23 protein-coding genes are annotated in these 26,009 nt (G+C 52.3%); 13 read left to right on the top strand and 10 right to left on the bottom strand.

Annotation, left to right across the window (positions count from 1 at the left end; all coding sequences use genetic code 11):
• The first annotated feature begins 144 nt into the window (after positions 1–144).
• On the top strand, positions 145–819 hold the full coding sequence (locus tag FDX11_RS14955; protein ID WP_038640757.1) for a DUF3313 domain-containing protein: 675 nt from the start codon (positions 145–147) through the stop codon (positions 817–819).
• 37 nt (positions 820–856) lie between these two features.
• Here FDX11_RS14955 and FDX11_RS14950 read toward each other — a convergent pair whose 3' ends face one another.
• The gene (locus tag FDX11_RS14950; protein WP_137350249.1) at positions 857–1,765 is read right to left on the bottom strand and encodes a DMT family transporter; all 909 of its coding nucleotides are present in this window, start codon (positions 1,763–1,765) and stop codon (positions 857–859) included.
• A 185-nt stretch (positions 1,766–1,950) separates the two neighbouring features.
• Between FDX11_RS14950 and FDX11_RS14945 the strand changes: the two genes are divergently transcribed.
• Positions 1,951–2,820 carry an AraC family transcriptional regulator gene (locus tag FDX11_RS14945; RefSeq protein ID WP_079224089.1) on the top strand — a complete coding sequence of 290 codons (870 nt, stop codon included), beginning with the start codon at positions 1,951–1,953 and terminating at the stop codon, positions 2,818–2,820.
• Here FDX11_RS14945 and FDX11_RS14940 read toward each other — a convergent pair.
• Entirely contained in the window at positions 2,803–3,969 is a 1,167-nt protein-coding gene (locus FDX11_RS14940; protein ID WP_079224091.1) for a benzoate/H(+) symporter BenE family transporter, read from the bottom strand. The genes FDX11_RS14945 and FDX11_RS14940 overlap by 18 nt on opposite strands.
• Before the next feature lie 105 nt (positions 3,970–4,074).
• Between FDX11_RS14940 and FDX11_RS14935 the strand changes: the two genes are divergently transcribed.
• Positions 4,075–4,611, top strand: coding sequence for a helix-turn-helix domain-containing protein (locus FDX11_RS14935; RefSeq protein WP_079224092.1), 537 nt, complete (start codon positions 4,075–4,077; stop codon positions 4,609–4,611).
• A gap of 79 nt (positions 4,612–4,690) precedes the next feature.
• A complete protein-coding gene (locus FDX11_RS14930) occupies positions 4,691–6,652 on the top strand; it encodes a U32 family peptidase (RefSeq protein ID WP_042308264.1) in 1,962 nt (653 codons plus the stop codon).
• Here the strand turns inward: FDX11_RS14930 and FDX11_RS14925 are convergent.
• The 4 genes from FDX11_RS14925 to FDX11_RS14910 all read right to left on the bottom strand — a co-directional run bounded on the left by FDX11_RS14925 (position 6,649) and on the right by FDX11_RS14910 (position 9,607).
• Entirely contained in the window at positions 6,649–6,879 is a 231-nt protein-coding gene (locus FDX11_RS14925; protein ID WP_042308265.1) for a DUF2554 family protein, read from the bottom strand. The genes FDX11_RS14930 and FDX11_RS14925 overlap by 4 nt on opposite strands.
• Positions 6,880–7,068: 189 nt before the next feature.
• Entirely contained in the window at positions 7,069–7,194 is a 126-nt protein-coding gene (locus tag FDX11_RS14920; RefSeq protein ID WP_064507023.1) for a DUF2474 domain-containing protein, read from the bottom strand.
• Entirely contained in the window at positions 7,194–8,204 is a 1,011-nt protein-coding gene (gene cydB / locus FDX11_RS14915) for a cytochrome d ubiquinol oxidase subunit II (RefSeq protein ID WP_137398150.1), read from the bottom strand. The genes FDX11_RS14920 and cydB overlap by 1 nt, the downstream gene beginning before the upstream one ends.
• Complete coding sequence (locus tag FDX11_RS14910) at positions 8,204–9,607, bottom strand: cytochrome ubiquinol oxidase subunit I (protein WP_042308267.1); 1,404 nt, start codon at positions 9,605–9,607, stop codon at positions 8,204–8,206. The genes cydB and FDX11_RS14910 overlap by 1 nt, the downstream gene beginning before the upstream one ends.
• A 213-nt stretch (positions 9,608–9,820) precedes the next feature.
• Between FDX11_RS14910 and FDX11_RS14905 the strand changes: the two genes are divergently transcribed.
• The 7 genes from FDX11_RS14905 (at position 9,821) to patD (ending at position 18,080) form a co-directional block, all read left to right on the top strand.
• On the top strand, positions 9,821–10,828 hold the full coding sequence (locus tag FDX11_RS14905) for a capsular biosynthesis protein (protein ID WP_042308268.1): 1,008 nt from the start codon (positions 9,821–9,823) through the stop codon (positions 10,826–10,828).
• Positions 10,829–10,972: 144 nt separating this feature from the next.
• Positions 10,973–12,382, top strand: coding sequence for a PLP-dependent aminotransferase family protein (locus FDX11_RS14895; RefSeq protein ID WP_137365485.1), 1,410 nt, complete (start codon positions 10,973–10,975; stop codon positions 12,380–12,382).
• A gap of 329 nt (positions 12,383–12,711) precedes the next feature.
• Positions 12,712–13,857, top strand: a complete 1,146-nt coding sequence (gene ydcS, locus FDX11_RS14890) for a putative ABC transporter substrate-binding protein YdcS (RefSeq protein WP_042308274.1) — start codon at positions 12,712–12,714, stop codon at positions 13,855–13,857.
• 16 nt (positions 13,858–13,873) lie between these two features.
• On the top strand, positions 13,874–14,890 hold the full coding sequence (locus FDX11_RS14885) for an ABC transporter ATP-binding protein (RefSeq protein WP_137350243.1): 1,017 nt from the start codon (positions 13,874–13,876) through the stop codon (positions 14,888–14,890).
• The gene (locus tag FDX11_RS14880) at positions 14,891–15,835 is read left to right on the top strand and encodes an ABC transporter permease (protein WP_061381299.1); all 945 of its coding nucleotides are present in this window, start codon (positions 14,891–14,893) and stop codon (positions 15,833–15,835) included. It abuts the gene before it with no gap.
• Positions 15,825–16,631, top strand: coding sequence for an ABC transporter permease (locus tag FDX11_RS14875; RefSeq protein ID WP_003020204.1), 807 nt, complete (start codon positions 15,825–15,827; stop codon positions 16,629–16,631). Before FDX11_RS14880 ends, FDX11_RS14875 begins: the two co-directional genes overlap by 11 nt.
• A gap of 21 nt (positions 16,632–16,652) precedes the next feature.
• Positions 16,653–18,080, top strand: a complete 1,428-nt coding sequence (patD, locus tag FDX11_RS14870; protein ID WP_137398149.1) for an aminobutyraldehyde dehydrogenase — start codon at positions 16,653–16,655, stop codon at positions 18,078–18,080.
• A 195-nt stretch (positions 18,081–18,275) separates the two neighbouring features.
• Here the strand turns inward: patD and FDX11_RS14865 are convergent, their stop codons facing one another.
• Positions 18,276–19,400, bottom strand: coding sequence for a multidrug effflux MFS transporter (locus FDX11_RS14865; protein ID WP_137398148.1), 1,125 nt, complete (start codon positions 19,398–19,400; stop codon positions 18,276–18,278).
• 101 nt (positions 19,401–19,501) lie between these two features.
• Here FDX11_RS14865 and FDX11_RS14860 point away from each other — a divergent pair, with 101 nt between their 5' ends.
• Complete coding sequence (locus FDX11_RS14860; protein ID WP_137398147.1) at positions 19,502–20,263, top strand: helix-turn-helix domain-containing protein; 762 nt, start codon at positions 19,502–19,504, stop codon at positions 20,261–20,263.
• Positions 20,264–20,398: 135 nt separating this feature from the next.
• On the opposite strand, the gene yncL is transcribed toward FDX11_RS14860, so the two are convergent.
• Positions 20,399–20,494 (bottom strand): stress response membrane protein YncL, encoded by a 96-nt coding sequence (gene yncL, locus FDX11_RS14855; RefSeq protein WP_071524268.1) that lies wholly within the window; start codon positions 20,492–20,494, stop codon positions 20,399–20,401.
• A 192-nt stretch (positions 20,495–20,686) separates the two neighbouring features.
• Here yncL and FDX11_RS14850 point away from each other — a divergent pair, with 192 nt between their 5' ends.
• Positions 20,687–20,860 carry a GhoT/OrtT family toxin gene (locus FDX11_RS14850; RefSeq protein WP_016153148.1) on the top strand — a complete coding sequence of 58 codons (174 nt, stop codon included), beginning with the start codon at positions 20,687–20,689 and terminating at the stop codon, positions 20,858–20,860.
• 10 nt (positions 20,861–20,870) lie between these two features.
• On the opposite strand, the gene FDX11_RS14845 is transcribed toward FDX11_RS14850, so the two are convergent.
• On the bottom strand, positions 20,871–23,030 hold the full coding sequence (locus FDX11_RS14845) for a virulence factor SrfC family protein (protein WP_137398146.1): 2,160 nt from the start codon (positions 23,028–23,030) through the stop codon (positions 20,871–20,873).
• Complete coding sequence (locus tag FDX11_RS14840) at positions 23,027–26,008, bottom strand: virulence factor SrfB (RefSeq protein WP_137398145.1); 2,982 nt, start codon at positions 26,006–26,008, stop codon at positions 23,027–23,029. The genes FDX11_RS14845 and FDX11_RS14840 overlap by 4 nt, the downstream gene beginning before the upstream one ends.
• Position 26,009 lies beyond the last annotated feature (1 nt).

The following is a 26,009-nucleotide window of genomic DNA, read 5'->3' as shown; positions in this document are numbered from 1 at the left end:
GGGTTAACTCTCTCTGCGTTCAGCATTTTTTATGTTGAGCGCAAAGATAAAATTGTGCGGTCCTTACCATTTTTAGTGCATCCAAAATGAATCTGTTTTGCTATTCTTTTTAGGCATCATTGCGAAAACTAAAGGGATCGTTTCATGCGTACTCATACTTTATTTAAAGTTGCAGTGCTTACTGGCTTGTTGGCATTATCCGGCTGTGCGTCAAAAGTAACCGAACCGGATAAATATTCTGGGTTTTTAAAAAATTACTCTGATCTGAAGGAAACAAAATCGGCAACCGGACAAACGGTACTCCGTTGGGTTGACCCGAACTACAACGAATCCAAATATGACAACATTGTATATAACCCGGTAACGTATTATCCGGTTCCTAAACCTACTACGCAGGTAGGGCAGAAGGTTCTTGATCAACTACTGACCTACACCAATACACAGTTGAAATCCGCAATCAGTAAACGTAAACCCCTGGTGACTACCCCTGGGCCACGTAGCCTGATTTTCCGCGGGGCAATTACCGGTGTAGCGACCAGTAAAGAAGGGCTGCAGTTCTACGAAGTGATCCCGGTTGCGCTGCTGGTTGCGGGAACGCAAATGGCAACGGGTCACCGTACCATGGATACCAACCTCTACTTCGAGGGTGAGTTGATTGATGCGGCGACCAATAAACCGGTTGTTAAGGTTGTACGTAAGGGTGAAGGTAAAGATCTGAACAACGAAAGCACGCCGATGGCGTTCGAAACGTTGAAGAAAGTTGTTGATGACATGGCGACTGATGCTTCCATGTTTGACGTGAACAAAAAAACACAATAATAATGATGAACGCACCATCTAAGGATGGTGCGTTTTTTTATGCCGCCCGGCGACGATATACGAGTTTACCCATCAGCGCTTCTGGTCGGGCAAACATCACCAGATTCCCCAGCAAAATCAATACTAATCCCACAATCGCATTTACCTGCCAGATATACCCTTCATACAATGTTGACAGCGTCAGTGCGACCAGAGGAAAAAGCAGCGTACTGTATGCGGCCTTACTGGGACCAATACGACCGACCAGTGTGAAATAGGCGCCAAAGGCAATCACCGAACCAAAAATAGCCAGGTACAGCAGTGCGCTAAGATAGCTGAAAGTCCACTGCGGAGTGAAGTCATCGCCACGCATTAGCGCAATAGCGGCGATCAGCAACGTGCCGTACAACATGGCCCAGCTATTGGTGGTCAATACTTCCAGCCCTTTTTTCTGGTGGCGCAGACTTATCATGTTGCCCAATGAAAAACCAAAGGTTCCCAGAGCGCTTAAGCCGATGCCCAGCAGAAGTGAATGGTTGAACCCACTGTTGAGCAAGTCCTGCCAGAACAGGGTGACAATGCCGGTCAGACCGAGACCGGCGGCAATATAAAAGCGCATCGGCGGTTTTTGGCCGAAAAACAGAAAGCTATTGACCGCATTGAACAGGACGGCCATCGAGAAAATCACCGATTCAAGGCCCGTGTTAATCCACGCCGCAGCCGTATAAAAACACCAAAAGTTAAAGCAAAAAACGCATCCGCCTTGTAACAGACAAAACAGATGGTCACGACCAGATAGTTTGCGTAATTTACCGCTAACCAACAGGATTATTATCATTACCGAGCTGGCAACGGCAAAGCGCCAAAAGATAGATACCGGCGCTGAAACCGGCCCTTGCTGCAGATAAATGGCAATCCATGTCGTTCCCCAAATCACTACCACCAGGCAGTACAATAGTGCGTTCATACAACTCTCTCTTTTTGGTCTTCAGGCGCACACTGTGTCACGTTGGGTAGCAGGGGGCTTTCATCCGATTGCGGTGGACTTGCAAAATCTTGCGCTTTTTTTCGCGCAAATGTGAAAAGGAAGCTGTTAACAATATGTAGCTGATATAGACTGAAAGCCTGCTAACTTATTTTGAATGTGATGGTATGTCTCAGCCCTACGGTGCCTTTGAAAATTTACGCAAACACAATGCCGTGCTGCACGAGTCGGTTGCGTTACATTCAGGGATCCAACTGGCGGCCTGGTCAAATAAGCGTGATACCATTACCCAGTATTGTGATCACCATACCCTCAGCTTATATGTCGCCGATGGCTACGAGAGTTACCACAAGACGGCCGGCGGCTGGAAGAATGGCGGTGGGCCGGACCGTTTTTGCCTGATGCCGAAAGAGAGCGAATCCAGTTGGGATATCCGCGACGATCTTTCCTTTGTGCATCTCTATTGTACAGACGGCCATTTGCGCGAAGTGGGGGAAAAAGTCTGGGACAAAAGCCCTTATAGCTTCACGCTGGATGAGCATACGTTTGGTAGCGATCCGGGGATAACAGCGGTTTATCGTCAGTTTTTACTCGGGAATGACTGGCAACAACCGGCCAATCATCTCACGCTCAGCGCCGCGTCTTCGCTACTGCTCACGCATCTGATTCAGCATTACAGCAACGTCCAATGGCAGTTGCCCGCTGTCACCGGGGGACTTGCGCCTGCCACATTGCGCAACGTGCTGGCCTACATAGAAGCGCATCTGGCGTACCCCATCACCCTGAGCGATTTGGCAAGCGAGGCGGCGCTGAGTGAATTCCACTTTGCCAGAATGTTTCGCCAGTCAATGAATATGGCGCCGCATCAGTACGTTATGCAACGACGTATGGTATTAGCCCAGCATCTGGTCTGTCATTCTTCCCGCAGTTTGTCGGATATTGCGATGGCTTGCGGGTTCAGTTCGGCGAGCCATTTCAGCAACCGGTTTAAGCAGGTGACGGGTAAAACGCCAACGCAGTTACGTGCGGCGAAATAAAGTAAACACCGCGTAACACATACCTCCGGCGATCAGCCCCCAAAATGCAGACCCAACTCCCCATAGCGTCAGGCCACTGGCAGTGACCAGAAAAGTAATGATAGCCGCATCACGCTCGGCTTCATGATGCAATGCCTGGTACAAGCTGCCGCTAATCGTGCCAAGCAACGCCAAACCCGCCAGCATTTGGATCCAGCTTACGGGCAAGGCTGCCATCAGTCCGGTGACCGAACCGCCAAACACCCCAGCCAGAAGATAGAAGACACCCGCCGCCGCCGCGGCTAGCCAACGTCGTTTGGCATCAGGATGCGCTTCGGGACTTTGGCAAATTGCCGCGGTTATAGCGGCAATGCAAATAGAATAGACACCAAAAGGGGAAAACAGCAGCGCCAGCAGACCGGTAAAGACAATCAACGGTGAAACGGGTAAAGCATAACCTGACGCCTTCATGGTGGCGATACCGGGAGCATTTTGCGAGGCCATGGTGACCAGAAACAGCGGGAGGGCGATGCTAATGCTGTGGGCAAATGAAAAATGCGGGGCAATAAACTCGGGTAACACTGGAGATAAACTTACCTCATTAGTGACAATGTCACCTTTTATAAACGCGATGATTATACCTACCAGCATCGCGGCGATCGTCGCATACCGTGGGGCAATAACTTTAAACGCTAACCATGCCACCAGCATGCTACCGCACAAGATAAGCTCACTGTTAAGGCTATTGAACGCCTGCAGGCCAAAGCGTAGCAGGATCCCGGCCAGCATGGCTGACGCCAGTGAGTGAGGGATTATTTTCATCAGTCGGGCAAAGAGTCCGGTTACGCCACACAGCACAATTAATGCGTTAGCCACGATAAAAATACCGATCGCATCCTGAATCGTTACTCCTTGCAGGCCCGTAACCAGCAGTGCGGCGCCGGGTGTTGACCATGCAGTGAGAACAGGGGCGCGATACCATAATGTCAGCGCCAGCGTGCTAACGCCCATCGCTATTCCCAGCGCGGTCATCCAACCCGCAATTTGCCCAGTCGTCGCACCTGCGGCCAGCGCCGCTTGCCAGATAATGGCTGCCGAGCTGGCGTAACCGACCAGCACCGCGACAAAACCTGATAGCACGGTAGGCAGAGGGATTGAAAATGTGCGCATAGCAACTCCGTGTGCGTTATAACGGTCAATTACTGTAGCACTGTGCGTTATAGCGTACAAGTGCTAAGCTGTAGCCTTGAGAAGGCAGGGCGAAGAAGGAGAAATATGGATAACTTAACTCACTATCTGGCGACGACGCTCAGAACGCTACGCCACCAGCGGGAATGGAGTCTCTCGCGTCTGGCGGAGGAAACCGGCGTGTCAAAAGCGATGCTAGGGCAGATTGAGCGCAATGAATCCAGCCCTACAGTGGCGACCCTGTGGAAAATCGCCACCGGGCTGAATGTCCCATTTTCGACGTTTATTTCACCACCTGATTCAGAGGGCTCCTCGACTTTTGATCCCCAACACCAGACGATGGTCGTCACGCCGCTGTTCCCGTGGGATCCTCAGTTGCGTTTCGATCACTTTTCGATACTGCTGGCACCCGGCGCGCTAAGTGAATCCACACCACACGAAAGCGGGGTTATAGAGCATGTAGTGGTGATTAGTGGTCTACTGGATATGTGCATTGATGGTCTATGGCGTACCATTAAAGCCGGTGAAGGTGTCCGTTTTGCCGGCGATACGGCCCATAGCTACCGTAACAGCGGTGAACAAACGGTTCACTTTCATTCGCTGATCCATTACCCGCGCAGTTGATCGGGAAAACTATTCCGAAATGCCGCGCTTGTGACTACAATAGCCGCCATTTTTACCGCTTGTGGATGGTAACAACTGTATGCGCCAGCAACCTCATCACCTTGAATTGTTAAGCCCGGCCCGGGATACCGCCATTGCGCGCGAAGCCATTTTACACGGTGCAGACGCCGTTTACATTGGCGGACCGGGATTTGGCGCGCGTCATAACGCCAGCAACAGCCTGAAAGATATCGCCGAACTGGTGCCATTCGCTCATCGCTTCGGGGCGAAAATCTTTGTGACGCTGAATACGATTTTGCACGATGATGAACTGGAGCCCGCACAGCGATTAATTACCGATCTGTACCAGACCGGTGTTGATGCTCTGATTGTGCAGGATATGGGGATTCTGGAGCTGGATATTCCCCCCATTGAGCTGCATGCCAGCACGCAGTGTGATATTCGCAGCGTCGAGAAGGCGAAGTTTCTGTCTGATGTCGGATTCACCCAGATTGTCCTGGCGCGGGAACTGAGCCTTGAGCAGATTAACGCCATCCACCAGGCCACGGACGCGACCATTGAATTTTTCATTCACGGTGCGTTGTGCGTTGCCTATTCAGGTCAGTGTTATATTTCACATGCGCAAACCGGGCGTAGCGCTAACCGCGGCGACTGTTCCCAGGCTTGCCGTTTGCCGTATACCCTGAAAGACGATCAGGGGCGCGTGGTGTCCTATGAAAAACACCTGCTATCGATGAAAGATAACGATCAGACCGCCAACCTAGGCGCGTTGATTGATGCAGGCGTGCGTTCCTTCAAAATTGAAGGGCGCTATAAGGACATGAGCTATGTGAAGAATATTACCGCGCATTATCGTCAGATGCTCGACGCCATCATTGAAGAGCGCGGCGATCTGGCCCGTTCATCAGCCGGACGCACCGAACATTTCTTTACCCCCTCCACGGAAAAAACCTTCCATCGCGGTAGCACCGATTATTTTGTCAATGCGCGTAAGGGCGATATCGGCGCGTTTGACTCGCCAAAATTCATTGGTCTGCCGGTTGGTGAAGTCCTGAAGGTCGCGAAAGATCATCTGGATGTTGAGGTCACCGAGCCGCTGGCGAACGGCGATGGTCTGAACGTGTTAATCAAGCGTGAGGTGGTTGGTTTCCGTGCCAATACCGTTGAAAAAACGGGGCACAATCGATATCGGGTGTGGCCGAATGAAATGCCAGCCGATTTGCACAAAGTGCGTCCGCATCATCCGCTGAACCGTAATCTCGATCATAACTGGCAGCAGGCGTTAACCAAAACCTCCAGCGAACGTCGTATCGCGGTTGATATTGAGCTGGGTGGCTGGCAGGAGCAGTTGATCCTGACGCTCACCAGTGAAGAGGGGGTGAGCGTTACTCATACGCTGGACGGCCACTTTGACGAAGCGAACAATGCAGAAAAAGCGTTGAGCAATCTGCAGGATGGTCTGGCCAAACTTGGACAAACGCTTTATTACGCCCGCGATATTCAGGTTAATCTGCCGGGGGCGCTGTTTGTGCCAAACGGTCAACTCAATCAACTGCGACGTGAAGCTGTCGATATGCTGGATGCGGCGCGTTTGCAAAACTATCAGCGCGGCAGTCGCAAACCGGTTTCACAGCCTGCGCCGGTGTATCCACAAACGCATCTGAGCTTCCTGGCAAACGTCTACAACCATAAAGCGCGTGAGTTTTATCACCGTTATGGCGTTCAGTTGATTGACGCGGCCTATGAAGCGCACGAAGAAAAGGGCGATGTGCCGGTGATGATCACCAAACATTGCCTGCGTTTTGCGTTTAACCTGTGCCCGAAACAGGCGAAAGGAAACATCAAGAGCTGGAAAGCCACACCGATGCAACTGGTAAACGGCGATGAAGTTCTGACGCTGAAATTTGATTGCCGACCGTGCGAAATGCATGTAATCGGCAAGATGAAACATCACATTCTGAAGATGCCGTTGCCGGGCAGCATCGTCGCTTCCGTCAGTCCTGAAGATCTGATGAAAACATTGCCGAAGCGCAAACCTTAACCCTGGTGAGTATCGGGTTTGCGTGATTTTTGCCAGTAATGATGTTCGCGAAGATCGGCGGCGGATTCTTCCGCCGTCACGCGCAGCTCATCGCTGTCGGCGGTGTGCCGTAATACGTGATCGGCATTCTGCACCTGAAGATATTCATGCCCCTGATTGGTTGCGAGAAGTTGACCTGAAAAAAGCGCGCTGGCCAGCAATAACACCGTTAATCCTTTCTTAAACATCTTGCACCCTCTGGTACGTTAGCAACGGAAGTGGCGATAATTTCGCCTAGTGACTATTCAATATTTTAATCGGTGAAATGGCAATCTCTGTTTTGCCAGTGAGATGTTTTTTGCATTTTTGTTTGGTTAACGTTGGGATTTGTTACAACCGGGAAGCATCGCGCTGCCCGGTTGTTTTCAGGGAGAGTCTCAGGACTTAAAGCCAGCAGCCGTCATCAGTAAACGAAAGAACATACCGACGGCGGCCAGGGCCAGCACGCTGCCACCCCAGAGGATCACTAGCCACATCAGGCGTTTCCAGATTGATTGTTGCATCAATGATACCCCTCACCATGTTGAACTTTGCCGCGGAAAACGTAGTAGCTCCAGGAGGTATATACCAGGATTATCGGGATAATCAGTAGGGCGCCAACCAACATAAAGCCCTGGCTTTGCGCTGGCGCGGCTGCCTGCCAGAGCGTAATGGACGGCGGAATAATATGCGGCCATATGCTGATCCCCAGACCGCTGAACCCAAGGAAGATCAATCCCAGCGTCAAAACAAACGGTAGTGCATGGCTGTGTTGTTGGTCCAGTGAGCGCCACAGCCACATACTGATCAACAGCACCAGCAGCGGAACCGGCATCAGGAACCACAGGTTGGGCAGGCTAAACCAGCGCTCGGCAATCGCACTGTGCGCCAGCGGCGTCCACAGGCTGATAATGGCGATAACAACCAGCATCGCCAGCAGCAGTTTTTTGGCCACGCGGCGCATTTTATCCTGCAACGGATTTTCGCTTTTCATCACCAGCCATGTTGCTCCAAACAGGGCGTAGGCCACGACCAGCCCAACACCACAGAACAGCGTGAACGGGGTCAGCCAGTCTAAAGGACCGCCGCTGTAGCTGCGTCCGGTTACAGAGAATCCGTTAAGCACGGCACCTACCACGATGCCCTGAGTGAATGTCGCCAGAATGGAGCCGCCGAGAAAAGCTTTATCCCAGAATGGTCGATGTGCTGGCGTGGCATTAAAGCGAAACTCAAAAGCGACGCCGCGAAAAATCAGGCCGAGCAGCATCAGGGTTAGCGGGATTGTCAGCGCATCGACAATCACTGCATAGGCCAGGGGGAAAGCGCCGAATAATCCGGCCCCGCCCAGTACCAGCCACGTTTCGTTGCCGTCCCATACGGGGGCGACGCTATTCACCATCACATCACGGTCATCAGCATCCTGAATTGCAGGAAACAAAATGCCGATACCGAGATCGAAACCATCCATCACGATGTACATCAACGTGGCGAACACGATAATGACAAACCAGATAACTGATAAATCGATACCCATTAGCGGTGAGCCTCCGGTTGAGAATCAAGAACTGCAGCAGAAAGCGGTCGTGCAGGCGTGCCGGATGGCGGCGTTGACGGATCATCTTCCTGTGGCCCTTTACGGATCAGGCGGATCATGTAGCTGTAACCGACGCCAAATACGGAGCTGTACACCACAAAGAATGACAGCAAGCTGATGCTCATATGTAAATCGCCATGCGCGGAAACTGCATCCGCGGTACGTTGCAGACCGTAGACCACCCACGGTTGACGGCCAACTTCAGTGGTTACCCAGCCAGCCAGAATGGCAATCAGACCGGAGGGACCCATCCATAATGCAAAACGCAGGAAAGGACGTGAGGTGTATAGCCGCTGCTTGTAACGTAGCCGCAGGGCGATCGCGCCCAGCAGGATCATCAGCATGCCTAGCCCTGCCATAATGCGAAACGACCAGAACACCATGGTTGAGTTGGGTCGATCTTCTTTAGGAAACTCTTTTAGGGCCGGGACTTGTTTATCCAGGCTGTGGGTCAGGATCAGACTGCCCAGCGCCGGGATCTCCAGTCCATAGCGGGTACGCTCCTGTTCCATATCCGGCCAACCGAACAGCAATAGCGGAGTAGGTTCACCGGGCGGATTTTCCCAATGTCCTTCAATCGCCGCAATTTTTGCCGGCTGGTGTTTCAGCGTATTCAAACCGTGCATATCACCAATCAATGCCTGTAACGGGGCGACGATTAATGTCATCCACAGCGCCATCGAAAACATAGCGCGAATAGCTGGCGTATTGTTTCCACGCAGCAAATGCCACGCCGCAGAAGCCGCGACAAATAACGCGCTGCTGAGGAAGGCGGCTACAGACATATGCAGCAAACGATAAGGGAATGAGGGATTGAAGATAACGGCGAACCAGTCGACGGGAACAACCTGTCCATTAACGATTTCATAGCCTTGCGGCGTCTGCATCCAGCTGTTGGAGGCGAGGATCCAGAAGGTAGAAATAATGGTACCCAGTGCAACCATACAGGTCGCGAAGAAGTGCAGGCCAGGGCCCACGCGATTCCAGCCGAACAGCATTACTCCAAGGAAACCCGCTTCGAGGAAAAAGGCGGTTAACACTTCATAGGTCAGCAGCGGTCCGGTGATGCTCCCGGCGAACTCGGAAAAACCGCTCCAGTTGGTGCCGAATTGATAGGCCATCACCAGCCCGGAAACCACGCCCATACCAAAGTTTACGGCGAATATTTTGGACCAGAAATGATATAGCGAGCGCCAGGTGGGATTTTTCGTTTTTAACCATAGTCCTTCGAGCACTGCCAGATAACTGGCGAGCCCGATTGTAATGGCCGGAAAGATAATGTGGAAGGATACCGTAAACGCGAACTGGATCCTCGCCAGGTGAAACGCGTCAAGACCGAACATGCTTAACTCCGCAGGCAAAATTGATTTGGCGCAATTCTAAGCCTGGGAAGCAATAGTGGGCAGAAACAGAACAGTTCTTTTTAACCATAACAGTTGCGCTATTGCTATGGTTTTCACAAAAGTAGGGACCTTCAATGTTGATGCCTTGATTAGTTCAAAAAGTGAATTAGCACTTTGTTATATTCGCCGCAAATAATTCATTGGAACAATAAAATGAGCGGAATCGACTTTGTCGTTTTGTGGGTTGACTCAAGTGATTTAGCCTGGCAGGATAGTTTTTCCCAACATAAAGCCGCGTGTTACCACGATGAGGGGGCTATACACCCGGCACGGTTCAGGGATATGGGTATCTTTAATTATTGGTTCAGATGTGTTGAAAAATATGCACCATGGGTCAGGAAGATACATTTAGTTACATGCGGACAAATTCCTGCATGGCTTAATGTTCATCATAAGAAATTAAATATCGTTTTTCATGAGCAGTTCATCGAAAGTAAGTATCTGCCGACCTTCAACTCAAATGCGATAGAACTTAATATTCACAAAATTAATGATTTGAGTGATAAGTTTGTGTTATTTAATGATGACACTTTCATCACGGCACCGCTGAGCGAAAACTTCTACTTTGATCACGGTAAACCTAATGACTTTCTGATTTTAAAGAGAAATCCACCAACCAATAAAGATGACCTTATCATGAGTTCATCAGATTTTCTCAATGTCAGCATCTTAAATAGCCACTTTAGTAAACATGTTACAATGCGAGAGAATAAGAGTAAATATTACAACATGTGTTACAAAAGACGACTATTGAAAAATTTTTCTAACAGAAAAGAAAAGTTTTTTGAAGGCTTTTACAGCCGACATATTCCACAGCCATTTTTGAAAAGCACATTTAATGAGATATGGCAGGTAGAAGAAAAACTGCTGAGAGAAACGATCAGCAAGAAATTCAGAGAGCCTTTGTGCTTAACGCAATATTTATTCCGTTACTGGCAACTGGCTAAAGGAACGTTTAACCCACAAAACCCCCTAAAGAGAGGGAAGTATTTTAATTTGTCTTCTAAAAGTATCAATGATGCTATTAAAACGCTAACCGATGGAACCGCTCAGGTCTGCTTTAATGATACAGAAATACTTAATGATTTTGATGCTGTGACCAATAAGTTGCGAACAGCCTTTGAGAAAAAGCTCAGTGAGAAATCAGAGTTTGAGCTTTAAAGTGATCGCTGCGCACCTTTCATAAAAAATCTAACCGTTATGAAATCTAATCAAATTTTGGTCATAACAGTTATAAAAAATGTCTTGATTATGTAAACTGATATACACAGTGGTAGTCACCAACACCGGTAATCAGGACGAAACATGAAAAAGTACCAGCGGCTGGCAGAGCAAATTCGCGAGCAAATCGCGTCTGGCGTATGGCAACCCGGCGATCGTCTGCCTTCTTTGCGTGAGCAGGTGGCCAGCAGCGGGATGAGTTTTATGACCGTTGGCCATGCCTATCAGTTGCTGGAAAGCCAGGGCCGGATTATTGCCCGGCCACAGTCGGGTTACTATGTTGCCGCCCGTCCCGAACGCGAGCTGGCAGCGCCGCCAGCGCAGGTGATGCGCGACGAAGCGGTGGATATCAACACCTACATTTTTGATATGCTACAGGCCAGTCGGGATGCGTCGGTGATGCCATTTGCCTCTGCGTTCCCTGACCCGCGTCTGTTCCCCCTCCAGCAGTTAAACCGCTCGCTGGCGCAGGTGAGTAAAACGGCCACGGCGATGAGCGTGATCGAAAACTTGCCGCCGGGGAATCAAGAGCTGCGCCATGCCATCGCCCGCCGCTATGCCCAACAGGGGATGACTATTTCACCTGACGAAATTGTGATCACCACCGGTGCGCTAGAAGCCCTAAACCTGAGCCTGCAGGCGGTCACCGAGCCGGGTGACTGGGTAATTGTCGAAAACCCCTGTTTTTATGGCGCATTGCAGGCACTGGAGCGATTACGTCTGAAGGCGCTGTCTGTTGCCACTGATGTTAAAGAAGGGATCGATCTTACCGCGCTCGAGCAGGCATTGCAGGAGTATCCGGTAAAAGCGTGTTGGTTGATGACCAACAGCCAAAATCCGCTGGGGTTTACGCTCAGCGCAGAGAAAAAAGCGCATCTGGTCGCATTACTGGAGAAATATCATGTGATGCTGATTGAAGATGATGTTTATAGCGAACTGTACTTTGGTCGAGAAAAACCGCTCCCCGCCAAAGCCTGGGATCGCAGCGATAGCGTTCTGCATTGTTCATCATTTTCAAAATGCCTGGTGCCCGGATTTCGTATTGGCTGGGTGGCGGCAGGGAAACATGCCCGGCGCATTCAGCGACTCCAGCTAATGAGCACCTTATCCACCAGTTCCCCCATGCAGCTTGCTCTCGTGGACTATTTGTCAACCCGACGCTATGACGCGCATCTGCGCCGTTTACGCCGTCAACTTGCAGAACGCAAACAGCAGGCCTGGCAAACGCTACTGCGCCATCTTCCGGCGGAGGTCAAAATTCACCACAACGACAGCGGCTATTTTCTGTGGCTCGAACTGCCGGAACCGCTGGATGCGGGAGAGCTCAGTACGCAAGCGTTGGCGCACCACATCAGCATTGCGCCGGGGAAAATGTTCTCAACCTCGGGAAGCTGGACACGTTTCTTTCGCTTTAATACCGCATGGCACTGGGGAGAACGCGAGGAACTGGCGGTGAAACAGCTTGGAAAATTAATTCGCGAAATGATGAAATAAAATCTAACGCGCTATTCAATATAAAAGAATAGTGCGTTCTTATTTTCGAAATAGAGAATACCGAACCCTGATGTTATTTATATCGGGTGCTACCATACAAAAAATCAATAGTTCTTACTATTGCCACCTCTACGCCTAACTCCTTGTCTATACTCCAGAAGATTAAAACACCCGGTCAGAATCAGTAGCGTAATGAGCGTTAGCTCACAACCTGATTAAATTTCCTTGCGCCAGCAGGAACGCTTAGCACACCCCGACTATTTTTAGGAAAGGACATATATTTACGGCAAGGCTGCCGCTCAATATTTTTTCGACAGGAGTAAGATGTTATGAGCAAGCAATTTGCCCTCAGTAGCCTGTGTGCGCTCAGTATGACGCTGATGACTGCACAGGCAGCCGAACCCCCTACATCATTAGATAAACCGGAAGGCCGCCTGGATATTATTGCCTGGCCGGGTTATATCGAGCGCGGACAAACCGATAAACAATATGACTGGGTCTCGCAGTTTGAGAAAGATACCGGCTGCGCGGTCAATGTTAAAACGGCGGCCACATCTGATGAGATGGTCAGCCTGATGGCAAAAGGCGGCTACGACCTGGTGACCGCGTCCGGTGACGCTTCACTGCGTCTGATTATGGGTAAACGCGTGCAGCCGATTAACACTGCGCTGATCCCAAACTGGAAAAGTATCGATCCACGCGTGGTGAAAGGCGAGTGGTTTAACGTTGGCGGAAAAGTATACGGCACCCCGTATCAGTGGGGACCAAACTTGCTGATGTATAACACCAAAACTTTCCCAACACCGCCAGATAGCTGGAACGTGGTGTTCGTTGAGCAAAAACTTGAGGATGGAAAAAGCAATAAAGGACGCGTGCAGGCCTACGATGGCCCGATCTATATCGCCGATGCCGCGTTATTCGTTAAAGCCACCCAGCCGCAATTAGGCATCACCGATCCCTACCAACTCACCGAACAGCAGTATCAGGCGGTTATCAAAGTCCTGAGCGATCAGCACGCGCTAATCCATCGCTATTGGCACGATACCACTGTGCAAATGAGTGACTTCAAAAACGAAGGCGTGGTGGCATCCAGCGCCTGGCCTTATCAGGCTAACGCCCTGAAAGCAGAAGGTCAGCCTGTTGCCACGGTATTCCCAAAAGAAGGGGTTACCGGCTGGGCTGACACCACCATGCTGCATAGTGCAGCGAAACACCCGGTGTGCGCTTACAAATGGATGAACTGGTCATTAACCCCGAAAGTTCAGGGCGACGTAGCCGCCTGGTTTGGTTCTCTGCCAGTGGTGCCTGAAGGATGTAAAGCCAGCCCGCTGTTGGGTGAAAAGGGCTGTGAAACCAACGGCTATAGCTACTTTGACAAAATCGCCTTCTGGAAAACGCCAATGGCGGAAGGTGGCAAATTCGTTCCTTACAGTCGCTGGACGCAGGATTACATCGCCATTATGGGCGGTCGTTAATTCCGCTGGGGGTTTTATGACGTACGCAGTAGAGTTTCATAACGTCTCGCGTCTGTACGGGGATGTTCGTGCAGTTGATGGAGTGAGTATTGCGATTAACGACGGGGAGTTTTTTTCTATGCTGGGGCCATCCGGCTCCGGCAAGACCACCTGTCTGCGCCTGATTGCCGGGTTCGAGCAGCTTTCAGGCGGCGCAATCACCATTTTTGGAAAACAAGCCAGCGAATTGCCGCCCTGGGAGCGGGACGTCAATACGGTATTTCAGGATTACGCGCTATTCCCACATATGTCGATCCTCGACAACGTCGCTTACGGGCTGATGGTCAAAGGGATTGATAAAAAACAGCGTCACGCCAAAGCCCGTGAGGCGCTTGATAAGGTCGCACTCGGTTTTGTTCATGAGCGCAAACCGTCACAGCTTTCCGGCGGACAACGTCAGCGCGTGGCGATTGCCAGGGCCTTGGTTAATGAGCCACGCGTCCTGCTGTTGGATGAGCCGCTCGGGGCGTTGGATCTTAAGTTGCGCGAACAGATGCAATTAGAGCTGAAGAAGTTACAGCAATCTCTCGGTATCACCTTCATTTTTGTCACTCACGATCAGGGCGAAGCGCTGTCGATGTCTGACCGTGTGGCGGTGTTTAATAACGGTCGCATCGAACAGGTGAACTCGCCGCGTGAACTGTACATGCGACCGCGTACGCCGTTTGTGGCAAGTTTCGTCGGGACGTCCAATGTCTTTGATGCCACGATGTCAGCGAACGTTTGCGGGCTACAGGGAATGTTTTCCCTGCGTCCGGAACACATTCGTCTGAATGATATTGGGGGAGAAGTCCAGGCTCCGGGCGTTATCCAGGCGGTGCAGTACCAGGGCGCGGCGACACGGTTTGAACTGAAACTCGCCGGCGGTGAAAAGTTGCTGGTTAGCCAGGCGAACCTGACGGGAGAAATGCTGCCCTCAACGCTGTCGCCGGGTCAGCAGGTGATGGCATCGTGGTCACGCGACGTGATGGTGCCGCTGGTTGAGGAGAGGTGAATGGCTATGAACGTCTTACCTTCGCCATCGCAACCGACAAATCTGAACAAGATCTCCGGTTTCTTCTGGCGTAATCCGGGGCTGGGGCTGTTTTTACTGCTTCTCGGGCCGCTGATGTGGTTTGGCATCGTCTACTTTGGCTCACTGCTGACGCTGTTGTGGCAAGGTTTTTATACCTTCGACGATTTCACCATGTCGGTTACGCCGGACCTGACGCTGGCGAATCTGCAGGCGCTGTTTAATCCCGCCAACTACGACATCATTTTGCGTACCCTGACGATGGCGATAGCGGTCACCATTGCCAGCGCGATTCTGGCGTTTCCAATGGCGTGGTATATGGCGCGCTATACCAGCGGCAAAATGAAAGCCTTTTTTTACATTGCGGTGATGCTGCCGATGTGGGCCAGCTACATTGTTAAAGCCTACGCGTGGACGTTACTGCTGGCGAAAGACGGCGTGGCGCAGTGGTTTTTAACCCATCTTGGGCTGGAGCCGCTGCTGCTTTCGTTCCTGACGCTACCTGCTGTTGGCGGCAATACGTTGTCGACCTCAGGGTTAGGGCGCTTTCTGGTGTTCGTCTACATCTGGTTGCCGTTTATGATCCTGCCGGTACAGGCCGCATTGGAGAGGCTTCCTCCGTCACTATTACAGGCTTCCGCTGATTTGGGCGCACGCCCTCGTCAAACCTTCCGCTATGTGGTCCTTCCGCTGGCAATACCCGGTATCGCGGCGGGATCTATCTTTACCTTCTCTCTGACGTTGGGCGACTTTATCGTGCCGCAACTGGTGGGACCGCCGGGGTATTTCATCGGCAACATGGTGTATTCGCAACAAGGGGCGATCGGCAATATGCCGATGGCGGCGGCATTTACTCTGGTGCCGATTGTGTTAATCGCACTGTATCTGGCGTTCGTGAAGCGTCTGGGAGCTTTCGATGCACTCTGAACGCGCACCCTGGTTACTCAAACTGGCGGCATGGGGCGGGGTTATTTTCCTGCACTTTCCCATCCTCATCATCGCCACCTATGCTTTTAATACTGAGGAGGCTGCTTTCAGTTTTCCACCGCAGGGGTTAACGCTGAAGTGGTTTAGCGTTGCGGCGCAGCGTAGCGATATTCTGGAATCAGTGACGTTGTCACTTAAAATCGCTGCGTTGTCGACGGCCATTGCTCTCGTTCTGGGGACGCTGGCCGCTGCCGCGCTGTGGCGTAGGGACTTTTTTGGCAAGAGTGCAATATCGCTGTTGCTGCTGTTGCCAATCGCGTTACCGGGGATCATCACCGGTCTGGCGCTGTTGACGGCGTTTAAAACCATCAACCTGGAACCGGGTTTTCTCACCATCGTGGTGGGGCATGCGACGTTTTGCGTGGTGGTGGTGTTTAACAACGTAGTGGCGCGTTTTCGCCGTACCTCATGGAGTCTGGTTGAAGCGTCTATGGATCTTGGCGCCAACGGCTGGCAAACCTTTCGTTACGTGGTGCTGCCGAACCTGGCATCGGCACTGCTGGCAGGAGGGATGCTGGCGTTTGCCTTGTCATTTGATGAAATCATCGTGACAACGTTCACTGCCGGACATGAAAGAACACTTCCTTTGTGGCTGCTCAATCAATTGGGTCGTCCACGAGATGTGCCTGTCACCAACGTTGTGGCATTGCTGGTAATGCTGGTGACTACACTGCCAATTTTAGGGGCCTGGTGGCTAACGCGTGAAGGCGACACTCTCGCCGGAAACGGTAAATAAACGACGATATGGGAAATTGCTATGCAACATCAATTACTGATTAATGGCGAGCTGGTCAACGGTGAAGGTGAAAAGCAGCCGGTCTATAACCCTGCCACTGGTGAACTGATTCTGGAGATTGCAGAGGCCTCAGCCATGCAGGTTGATGCCGCGGTCCGTGCGGCCGACCATGCATTTGCCAGTTGGGGGCAAACCACACCGAAAGTGCGTTCCGAGTTACTGCTGAAACTGGCGGATGCTATCGCGGATAACGCGCAAACCTTCGCAGAGCTGGAATCGCTCAACTGCGGTAAGCCGCTGCACTGTGTGCTCAACGATGAAATTCCGGCCATCGTCGATGTGTTCCGCTTCTTCGCCGGGGCAGCCCGCACCCTGCAAGGCCAGGCCGCCGGAGAGTATCTGGAAGGGCATACGTCAATGATTCGCCGGGATCCGCTGGGCGTGGTCGCCTCCATTGCGCCGTGGAACTACCCGCTGATGATGGCGGCGTGGAAACTGGCTCCGGCGCTGGCGGCGGGGAACTGCGTGGTGATTAAACCGTCAGAAATTACCCCATTGACGGCGCTTAAACTGGCCGAGTTTGCCAAAGATATTTATCCGGCAGGCGTTGTTAACGTGCTGTTTGGTCGCGGTAAAACGGTGGGGGATCCGCTGACCGGACATGAAAAAGTCCGCATGGTTTCGCTAACCGGCTCAATTGCCACTGGCGAACACATTATTCAGCACACCGCGCCGTCAATTAAGCGCACACATATGGAACTAGGCGGCAAAGCCCCGGTGATCATTTTTGATGATGCGGATCTGGATGCGGTAGTGAGCGGCGTGCGAACCTTTGGTTATTACAACGCCGGACAAGACTGTACCGCCGCTTGTCGAATCTATGCCCAGAAAGGCATTTATGACGCGTTGGTTGAGAAACTCGGCGCGGCGGTTGCCAGCCTGAAAATTGGCGCGCCGAACGACGAATCGACGGAGCTGGGACCGGTAAGTTCGCAGGCGCATCTTGATCGCGTGGCCAAAGCGGTCGATGAGGCCAAAGCCCTGGGGCATATCAAGGTTATCACCGGTGGTAAAAAAGTGGATGGTGCAGGCTACTACTTTGCCCCAACGCTGCTGGCCGGGGCGAAGCAAGAAGATGCCATCGTGCAGCGGGAAGTTTTTGGTCCGGTGGTCAGCGTGACCGTATTTGATGATGAAGACCAGGTACTGGCGTGGGCGAATGATTCGAAATACGGACTGGCATCTTCCGTCTGGACCCGGGACGTCGGACGCGCGCATCGGTTCAGCTCTCGTCTGCAATATGGTTGCACCTGGGTCAATACCCATTTTACGCTGGTCAGCGAGATGCCGCACGGCGGGCAAAAACAGTCTGGTTATGGCAAAGATATGTCGGTGTACGGACTGGAGGATTACACGATTGTTCGCCATGTCATGATCAAGCATGAGTAACATTTTAAGCGTGAATACCTAATGCGGCACGGATAGCTAAAAATCAGCAAACGGGTGTCTATACTATTCGCGCCACTGGCCTCGTCGCCATCGGACGGCGGTAAGTTGGAAATATCCGCGAGGTCAGGCTAATTGATACGACAAAGCCCCAGTTTAACGCCGGGGCTTTGTGCTTTCAGGTATACCGTCCGGTTATTAGCGGCGCAAGCTGCAAAGCCAGGCTAGTAGCGCACAGACGCTCAGCACCAGCCCCAGTTGTTGCACCATGCCAGCCAATCCCAGCATCATTCCCAGTAACAGGTAATAGCTTAACCCGAACAAAGCACCGGCGGCCCCGGCCTGTTCACGATATCGACGCAGAGCCTGGCTCAATACATTGGGAATGGCGATACCATAGGCCAGTACCACCCCAAACACCGGTATCAGGATCCATGCAGTATGCTGTAGCCACCACGCCGCCAGACCTGACAACACGGCCAGCGCGCAAGCATGACGTACCAACTGTTCCGGCGTCAGACCGGTAGTTAACAGCCGCCGATTCAGCAGGCTCCCCGACAGCGAAGCCAGCGCAAGTAACACTCCTGTCCAGCCAAAGGCTCTGGAACTCCATCCCAACTGCCCGAAAAGAAATGGCGCCAGGCTGTAATAACTAAACAGCATGGTATTTAACAACGCGACCAGGATGGCATTTTTCCACAGCTCACCGTCCCGCGCCATACGGGGAAAGAGCACCGTCATCTGTGGGCGGACCGTATTCTCCGGCCTTGTTTCCGGCAAAAGGGTTGCTGTCAGTATGAGCAGTAATATCGCCAGTAAAACAAGGGCAACGAATACACCAACATGACCATAGAAGCTTACCACCCAGCCTCCGCTTAGCAGGCCAAAAACCGGACTCAGTGCCAGCGCGGCACCCATCACAGAAAAGACGCGGGATAGCGTGGTTGATTCATAACTGTCCCTCAACATGGTCTGTACCACGATTGACCCGGCAGCCGCTCCGATGGCTGACACCATCCGCGCCAGTAGCAACATGTTGAAATCGGTGGCGACAACGGCCAATGCACAACCTGTGCCGTAGCAGATTAGTCCTGCCAGCATCGCCCGCCGTCGCCCGATACTGTCGCTCAGCCAGCCCCATATCGTCACACCGACGGCGAAGGCAACAAAGTAAACGGAGAGTGTTTGAGCCGCACGTTCACTGCTGATGTGAAAAGCGCTGGCTATGCCAGGCAATGCCGGGCTGTAAATGGTTTCCACCAGTTGTGGGAACATAATCAGTAGAGTAAGGAGCCACAGCGGCGGGCGACGAAGAATATTCATAGCAATATCCGTAGAGACCGAAAACAGGCGGGCATTATTGCTGAAAGGGGTGTGTCTAATTACTATTAGCAGGACTTTAAATATCAAAAATCGGACAGATAATGAAAATTGCCCCCGATGAAATTTTCGATGCGGATAGCTTTGATAACCCGGTAATCGGGATTGCCGCCGATATGGACGTACACGATTCAGGACGCCATAGCCACCTTCGTCATCAGCTCCTTTTTTCGGCTGCGGGGAGCATCACGATTGAGCTGGAGCAGGCCCTGTGCCAGCTGCCGCCACGCCGAGCGGTCTGGATCCCGGCTGGTACGGTTCATCGCGCCATCATGCGTGGCGTAATGGCTTATCGTTCTTTGTACTTTTCAACCTCGCTGCCGTTATCCGATCTGCCAATGCAAATCGTCGAGGTTAATTCTCTTTTTTTCGAAGTCATAGAACGCATGGCCTTTTGGTCATGGGATATGCCTGCGGTGCAACAGGCCAGCCTCATCACCGTTTTTTGTCAGGAATTGCGGGCCGCGCGCAGTGAAAACTGGACATTACAATTTCCCTCAGATCCACGGCTGGACATATGGCTTGAGCAATTGCGTATGGGCGCGTTACCACCGCGACTGAATCAGTTGTCCCAACAGGTTGGGGCGTGTGAGAGGACAATCAGCCGGATCTTTATCAGAGATACCGGGATGAATTATCAGAACTGGCGGCAGCAATTTAGACTGTTAAAGGCCATGGAAATGCTGGCGAACGGGAGTCATATTAGCCACGCGGCGCAACATCTGGAATTTGTCAGTGACAGTGCTTTTATCGCATTTTTCCGTCAGCACACTGGCACCACACCGGCCCGCTTTACAGGTAATTAATGCCGCAGAAGGGTTAGGGATATTACAACCTGAGGGTAATTTACCAGATGAAGGCAGGGTGGGAAGATCGTTGACTAATGGCAGAGAGAAGTCCTCTCTGCCAGTGGACGCTGCCATTAATCAAGAAGTTTCACATCAAGCAAACCAGCCGAACCTTGCGGAAATCAGACTGAATAGTCCTACAGCAGCAAATATATTTATCAGCACCACAGTTTTACTGGAAACATTCATTTGTGCCACCTTTCGTTTTAACCCCTATGGGTATAGTACGGGTTATAACTATCCGCAATAGTACGAAATCTGAACATAATGAAAACGGGTTGTTTTACCGCTGTTTCTCTTAAAATAATTAATAAAACTTGATGTGAGTCATGAAAAAGAGCATATTGCGCGCGATTTTACCTTCTGGCCTGGATGCCTTACATGTCTCTGTACCAAAAAATGTTGGTCTTTTATGCAGTGATGGCCGCTATCACGGCAATCATCACCTGGTTTTTGTCCCGCGATAAAAAGCGGATCCGCTTTCTCAGCGCGGTATTAGTCGGGGCGACCTGGCCAATGAGCTTCCCCGTCGCGCTGATGTTTTCGCTTTTCTGATGAGGCCGTTTCAGACGGAAAGTAGGGTATCTAAACGTTTTTTGTCGGCTTCAGTGACATCCTGTGGGTGCTGATACCCCACGTTCTCATTGGCGCGTGTGTACAAAGCAACCAGCCAGTCGTAAACGTAGCGACTTGCACCGTGCGAAGGCTGTTCTGCCAGTTTGGCCAGGCGCGACATTGGTTGTTGCTTTGGCGCGCTAAAAATAGCCGCACCTTTTTGGATCCTGCTGGCAGGGCGCTGTTCCTCAGCAACGTTGGCAAATCCAAGCCAGGTAATAAAATCCCCAATATCGGCATGTAGCTGCGCTGCACAGACGTTTTCACGCTGCATAATATGCTGTAAGCGTTGCGGCATATCCAGGCGATAGCTGGTGGTAACGAGGATGTCAGCCACCTGCCTTAGCGTACGTGGATCGAGGCCTAAACGGCGCGCATTATTTTCATCGCGGCACCACTGGCGCACGTGATTAATCCACATTTTGTGTGCCAGGTATCCAGTTTCTTTACTTTCCGGCGAGTGCGGCATGTCACGCACTTCAGCAAACAGGTCGATATCTTCATTAAATAACCCGTTCACCTGTTCCTCACGCGGCTGATGAACACGCAGAAGAGACTCAAAGAGGCGCATTGGCGGCAGTAAACCCTCCAGTAGATCGCCATGTTTTGCCGCCTGGGATTGTAACTGGCGGATCACAGACTCGCTGCTACCTGACGCATCATCACGGGTGTTAATCCAACTCATCAGCGTTTCGCGGATGCGCTGTTGGTGCTGTTCGCGCAGAGAGGTCAGCCTGGCCTGACGCTGTTGTGGTGAAGTCGCCTGAGTCAGCCATTCGACAAGGCGTTGTAAGCTGTGGTTATCCAGCGCCTGTAGCGTCCCCCAGTGCAGTCCCGGTTTGCCCATTAATTGCTGTACTGACTCATCCAGGTTTTGCTGGGTGCTAAAACGCGCATCCTGTGGGGTAATGGCCCAGACTACGCCCGGTAATGCGGCGTCATGTACGGGTTGCGTATCGTTGACCCAGCCCAGTAGCTTGCGGGTAATGGTTGGCGTCTGGGCGCGGGTAGATACCGCGTTGCAGATTAGGAGCACATCCGGTTGCAGATGCTGGCGATAATGCTCCAGCATCCAGCCTAATTTTGCCTGCCACAGCGGATGGGAATGAGCATCCGGGGCGAGGGGAATATCGAGCAGGTCGACATTCTCCAGCACAGTATCTTCCACCGTCAGGACCAGCTCGCGCGTCAGCAGTGCCAGCGAGGTTTGCGAGAGACTGACCGCATTGAGCAACTGATGATTTTCAATCGGATGAACGACTACATCGCTTTGCGCTTCACTCCCATGCAATGCCGCCTGAGTGAGAAAACTTTCGGCAGGCAAGCCAAAATGATCAACCAGCAGGCTCAGTGGGGCCGCTAATTCTTGCGCGTTCCCGGTTTGTTGCAACGTATGCGCCAACGCCAGCCACTGTTGCGTTAGCTCTGGCTGTTCTCCCCACAATAATGCCCAGGCGTTTGCCCGGGTCGTCAGATCCAGAGCGGGCAGCAGCGTGGCAAACTGATGCCATAGCGCATCGTCAATTTGCTGTTGGTTAGGCGGTACGCAGGAGCGCCAGAAACGACCGATTGCCGCGACATCCTGAGCAGTAATACCTTGCACCGGATGACGCTGACGCAGCGTTTGCCATTTTTCCAGGCGCGCTTCAATAATCGATTTCTCAACCTGGCGGTTGTCCGGGAGCGCACAGAACTGCGTGATAAACAGCTGTACCAGTTCGGCTTCACTGAGTAAGCGTAAGCGCAACGGCCATTCGCTATTCAGCAGATTATCTTCACGCGTAAAGCGAATCGCCATATTGGTCGGTGCATGCCCCGGATTAATATGCGAAAAATAATCAAAACTGCGATCCGGGGTCACGATGTTCATTTTGCCGTTGGCATTGCTGCACAATGCCGCGAGCAGATGCGCTTTTGCTGATTGTGAATGCCCGTATAACCCAACACAGCCTCGTGCTGAAAAGGTCGCCGTCAGCGCAGATTCATTAACCGCGGCTAACGTAAGTTGTGTCAGCAGGGCATCCGCCTCATCATCAAGACGTACCGAACGCTGGCGGGTCTCTGTTACCCACTCGATGGCGGCCTGCGCGGTGTTTAACATCTTACTCATTTCAGGTACACGCTCCCGCTATCAATCCAGTAATGGCTACCGCTATGGCGACGATCCGCCAGCGTATTCAGTTTTAACGTTAAGGCATTCGCGGCAACGGGGGTACCATCCTGTAACCAGGCATCGCTGAGTACGAAGCATTCCGGGCCGCTCTCTTTGCTGCCGCCACGTAACTGCAGCCGTACATTTAATACGCCATCTCCGGCGATGCTTTTTGCCAGTTCGGCAGAATTTATGCTCAGCGTATACAGCGGCGTGGCAGGCCATCGGCTGTTTGCCAATTGGCGGAAACCTAACGTCACATTGCCGCGCAGCGGGAAGTGCAAACGGGTATCCAGCTTCGCGCCGGGTTTATCCAGATCGATATCGTGATACCAGATGTTCTCATCGCGCAGCGTGTTGACCGTATTATCCAGCACGCCAAGATAACGTACGGTCGAATAAGCGCCGATATCGGCAGCTTTAAAATTGAAGCGCGGTAAACGCAGATCCAGTGCCAGGCTGCATAGCATTGCGCCGACTGCTGCGGTGGATTTGGGGTTGCCAATCCGCCCTTGCTGACTGAACGGATACCACTCGTGGACCCGATAGTTATCCATCCAGATCATACGATTAACCGGAACGGGTTGAAGATGGCGGATCAACGCCTGTACGCCCGGTAAACAGGCGGGTCTGCCGGTCACTAATAAAATGTCGCAACGATAATGTGAAATAGCCTCACAGACCGCGTGCAGCGGCGAGGTCAGGGTAAATTGCCCCGCCAGTAACGCTTCCTGTAACTGCCTGAACTGCACCTGTAACGGCACGCTCAAAACATCAAACGCTGGTGAACCAGATGGCAACGCATGATCGATAGCCTGTTGGATATAGTTCATCACGTTACGCGTGGGTTGCTGGCTAAGCAGCTCGCCAAAGGTAGCATGCAGCCCGGCTACCGGATCGTTAATATCGCTTTGTTCCCAGGCGGATAGTACCGCATGACCGAGCGGCATAAAGAGTTGTAATGCCGTTTGCTGACGCAGAATTGCCTGAGTATCGATGCGCCCGGAATCGCCAAACAGCGTAGCCAGTAATGCAGCGGCGTCGGTCACGCCAGCCTGCTGCAAGCGAGTTTGCAGGGCAGGTAGCACGCAACGCTGAATCACGTCCAACAGCATGTCATCGCCCGCGACCTTAAACCCTTCGCGAAACAGCAAATGTGGAGTGATCTTGACGTTCGCACCAACGCCGTCATCAAGCTGATAATGGACGACGGCCATATCCGTTGTGCCACCGCCAATATCGATGGATGCCACGCGCAGCGCACGGCCTTTTATCTCACCAGGTTCCGGCAGACGGTCCGGACGGGCAAGGGCATTAAAAAACGATTCCGTGTGACCATCGTAGTGGGAAATCGCCTCGTTATACAGCCACACCAACTGACCGCAGCTGGCCTCATCCCATTCCATCTGAATCTCAGGGACGGGAACCACGCTCTTTTCCTGCTGCTTGCGGGTGGTGAAGTCTTCATCCTGCGGGTGCCAGCCCATCGCTTTCCAGACCAGTGCAATGGCTTCAAACATACGCAGGCGGAAAATCTCGCGCTCCTGTTTTGGCATCGCTGATGGCAGGGTCAGGATCAATGTGCGCAACTGGCGAGGAGAGGCCGGGAAACCGAGGCGCAAACGCGTCGCCACGCTGTTAATTTGACCCAGTGCCTGAGCCAGAATCTCACACAACATATGCGTCATCAACGTGCTGCGGCTGTATTGCGGTGAGAACACCGGCAGACGGTCATCCTGCGGCAGGCTGAACAGCGGTTGTCCGTCATCATTCATTAGATTCATCAGCGGGAAGGCGGTAGCCAGCGGTTCGCGCTGGGTTTTGCCATTCATCTGGCTAAAGCGCCAGTCATGCAGTACAGGTGTTTCATCCCACAGATAACGGCGCGGGCTGGAGATCCCGCTGCTGCCTTCCGTACCCATACGTTGCATCGCCAGCTTGCGGGCTTCATCGCCCACGCGAACAATCGACGGCCAGATAAAGGCGTCATCACGACCGCTCTCAACGGAAAAGTGCTGTTTACCGAACCGCGCTTCGGAAAACTCCAGTCGGCTGGTGAACAGCGGATCGTTAAGAAACTGTGGTTCGCTTAATGACCGCACCTGTAATTCAGCGGTCTGGCGCAGTCCATCATTGGCATCGCCGTGATCCTCAATCAGGACGCCGCAGGTATGGGTATTACCAATATCCAGGATCAGATCGACGGGAATCGCCGGAGTGCTGAGTGTATGTGTGACCAGCTTGACTTCCGGAATGGAAAGCTGTTCGCCTAACAGGGTTAACAAATTTAACCAGTGCGCCTGATATTCAAAGTTACGCAGCGCCTGCTGGATCTCATGTTCTGAGCGGTTCTCGTGCTGAGTGGCATGGTGCATAAAGGATTCGCGCAGCCAGCCGTCAATCCAGGTCTGGTCGAGGAAATCGGCAATTTCGTTGTCATGCCAGGCCAGTGCAAATCGCGTACCGTTAAGCAGGTCATTTTCGTTAGGGGTTAACGCTGCCGGGGCATTTTCAGTGAGCTGGCTGTCCAGCGCCAGGGTAATGCGGTGGGTGTTGCCCGCGCTGTCAGGTTGCGCCAGTTTTCGTACCTGTACACGTGCCCAGTTATCCGGGCCTTCAACAAACGTACGCGGCGGATTGAAGCGCAGGAACGGCAGCGGTAGCCAGACGCCGTCGAGCACGTCCAGAGAATAATGCAGCGTCTTGGTGCTTTCCGGCTTCACCACTTCGGGCTGACCGCCGGTGCTGCCCGGCAAGGTATAGCGTCCCGTTGTCAGATCGAAGTCCAGCCGTAGCAGGGGACCGTTGGCCGTTTTGCGCACAAAGCGGCCATGATGTGCAGACTCCTGCGGCGTCAGGCCAAAATCCAGAAATTGCACACCGCTATTGGCGATGAGCGTCACGCTCTGTTTGTAGTCACACAGATTCACCAACATA

This window comes from Citrobacter sp. wls714 (assembly GCF_005281025.1).
GTDB lineage: Bacteria > Pseudomonadota > Gammaproteobacteria > Enterobacterales > Enterobacteriaceae > Citrobacter > Citrobacter werkmanii.
This window is presented reverse-complemented; position numbering and strand designations above follow the sequence as displayed.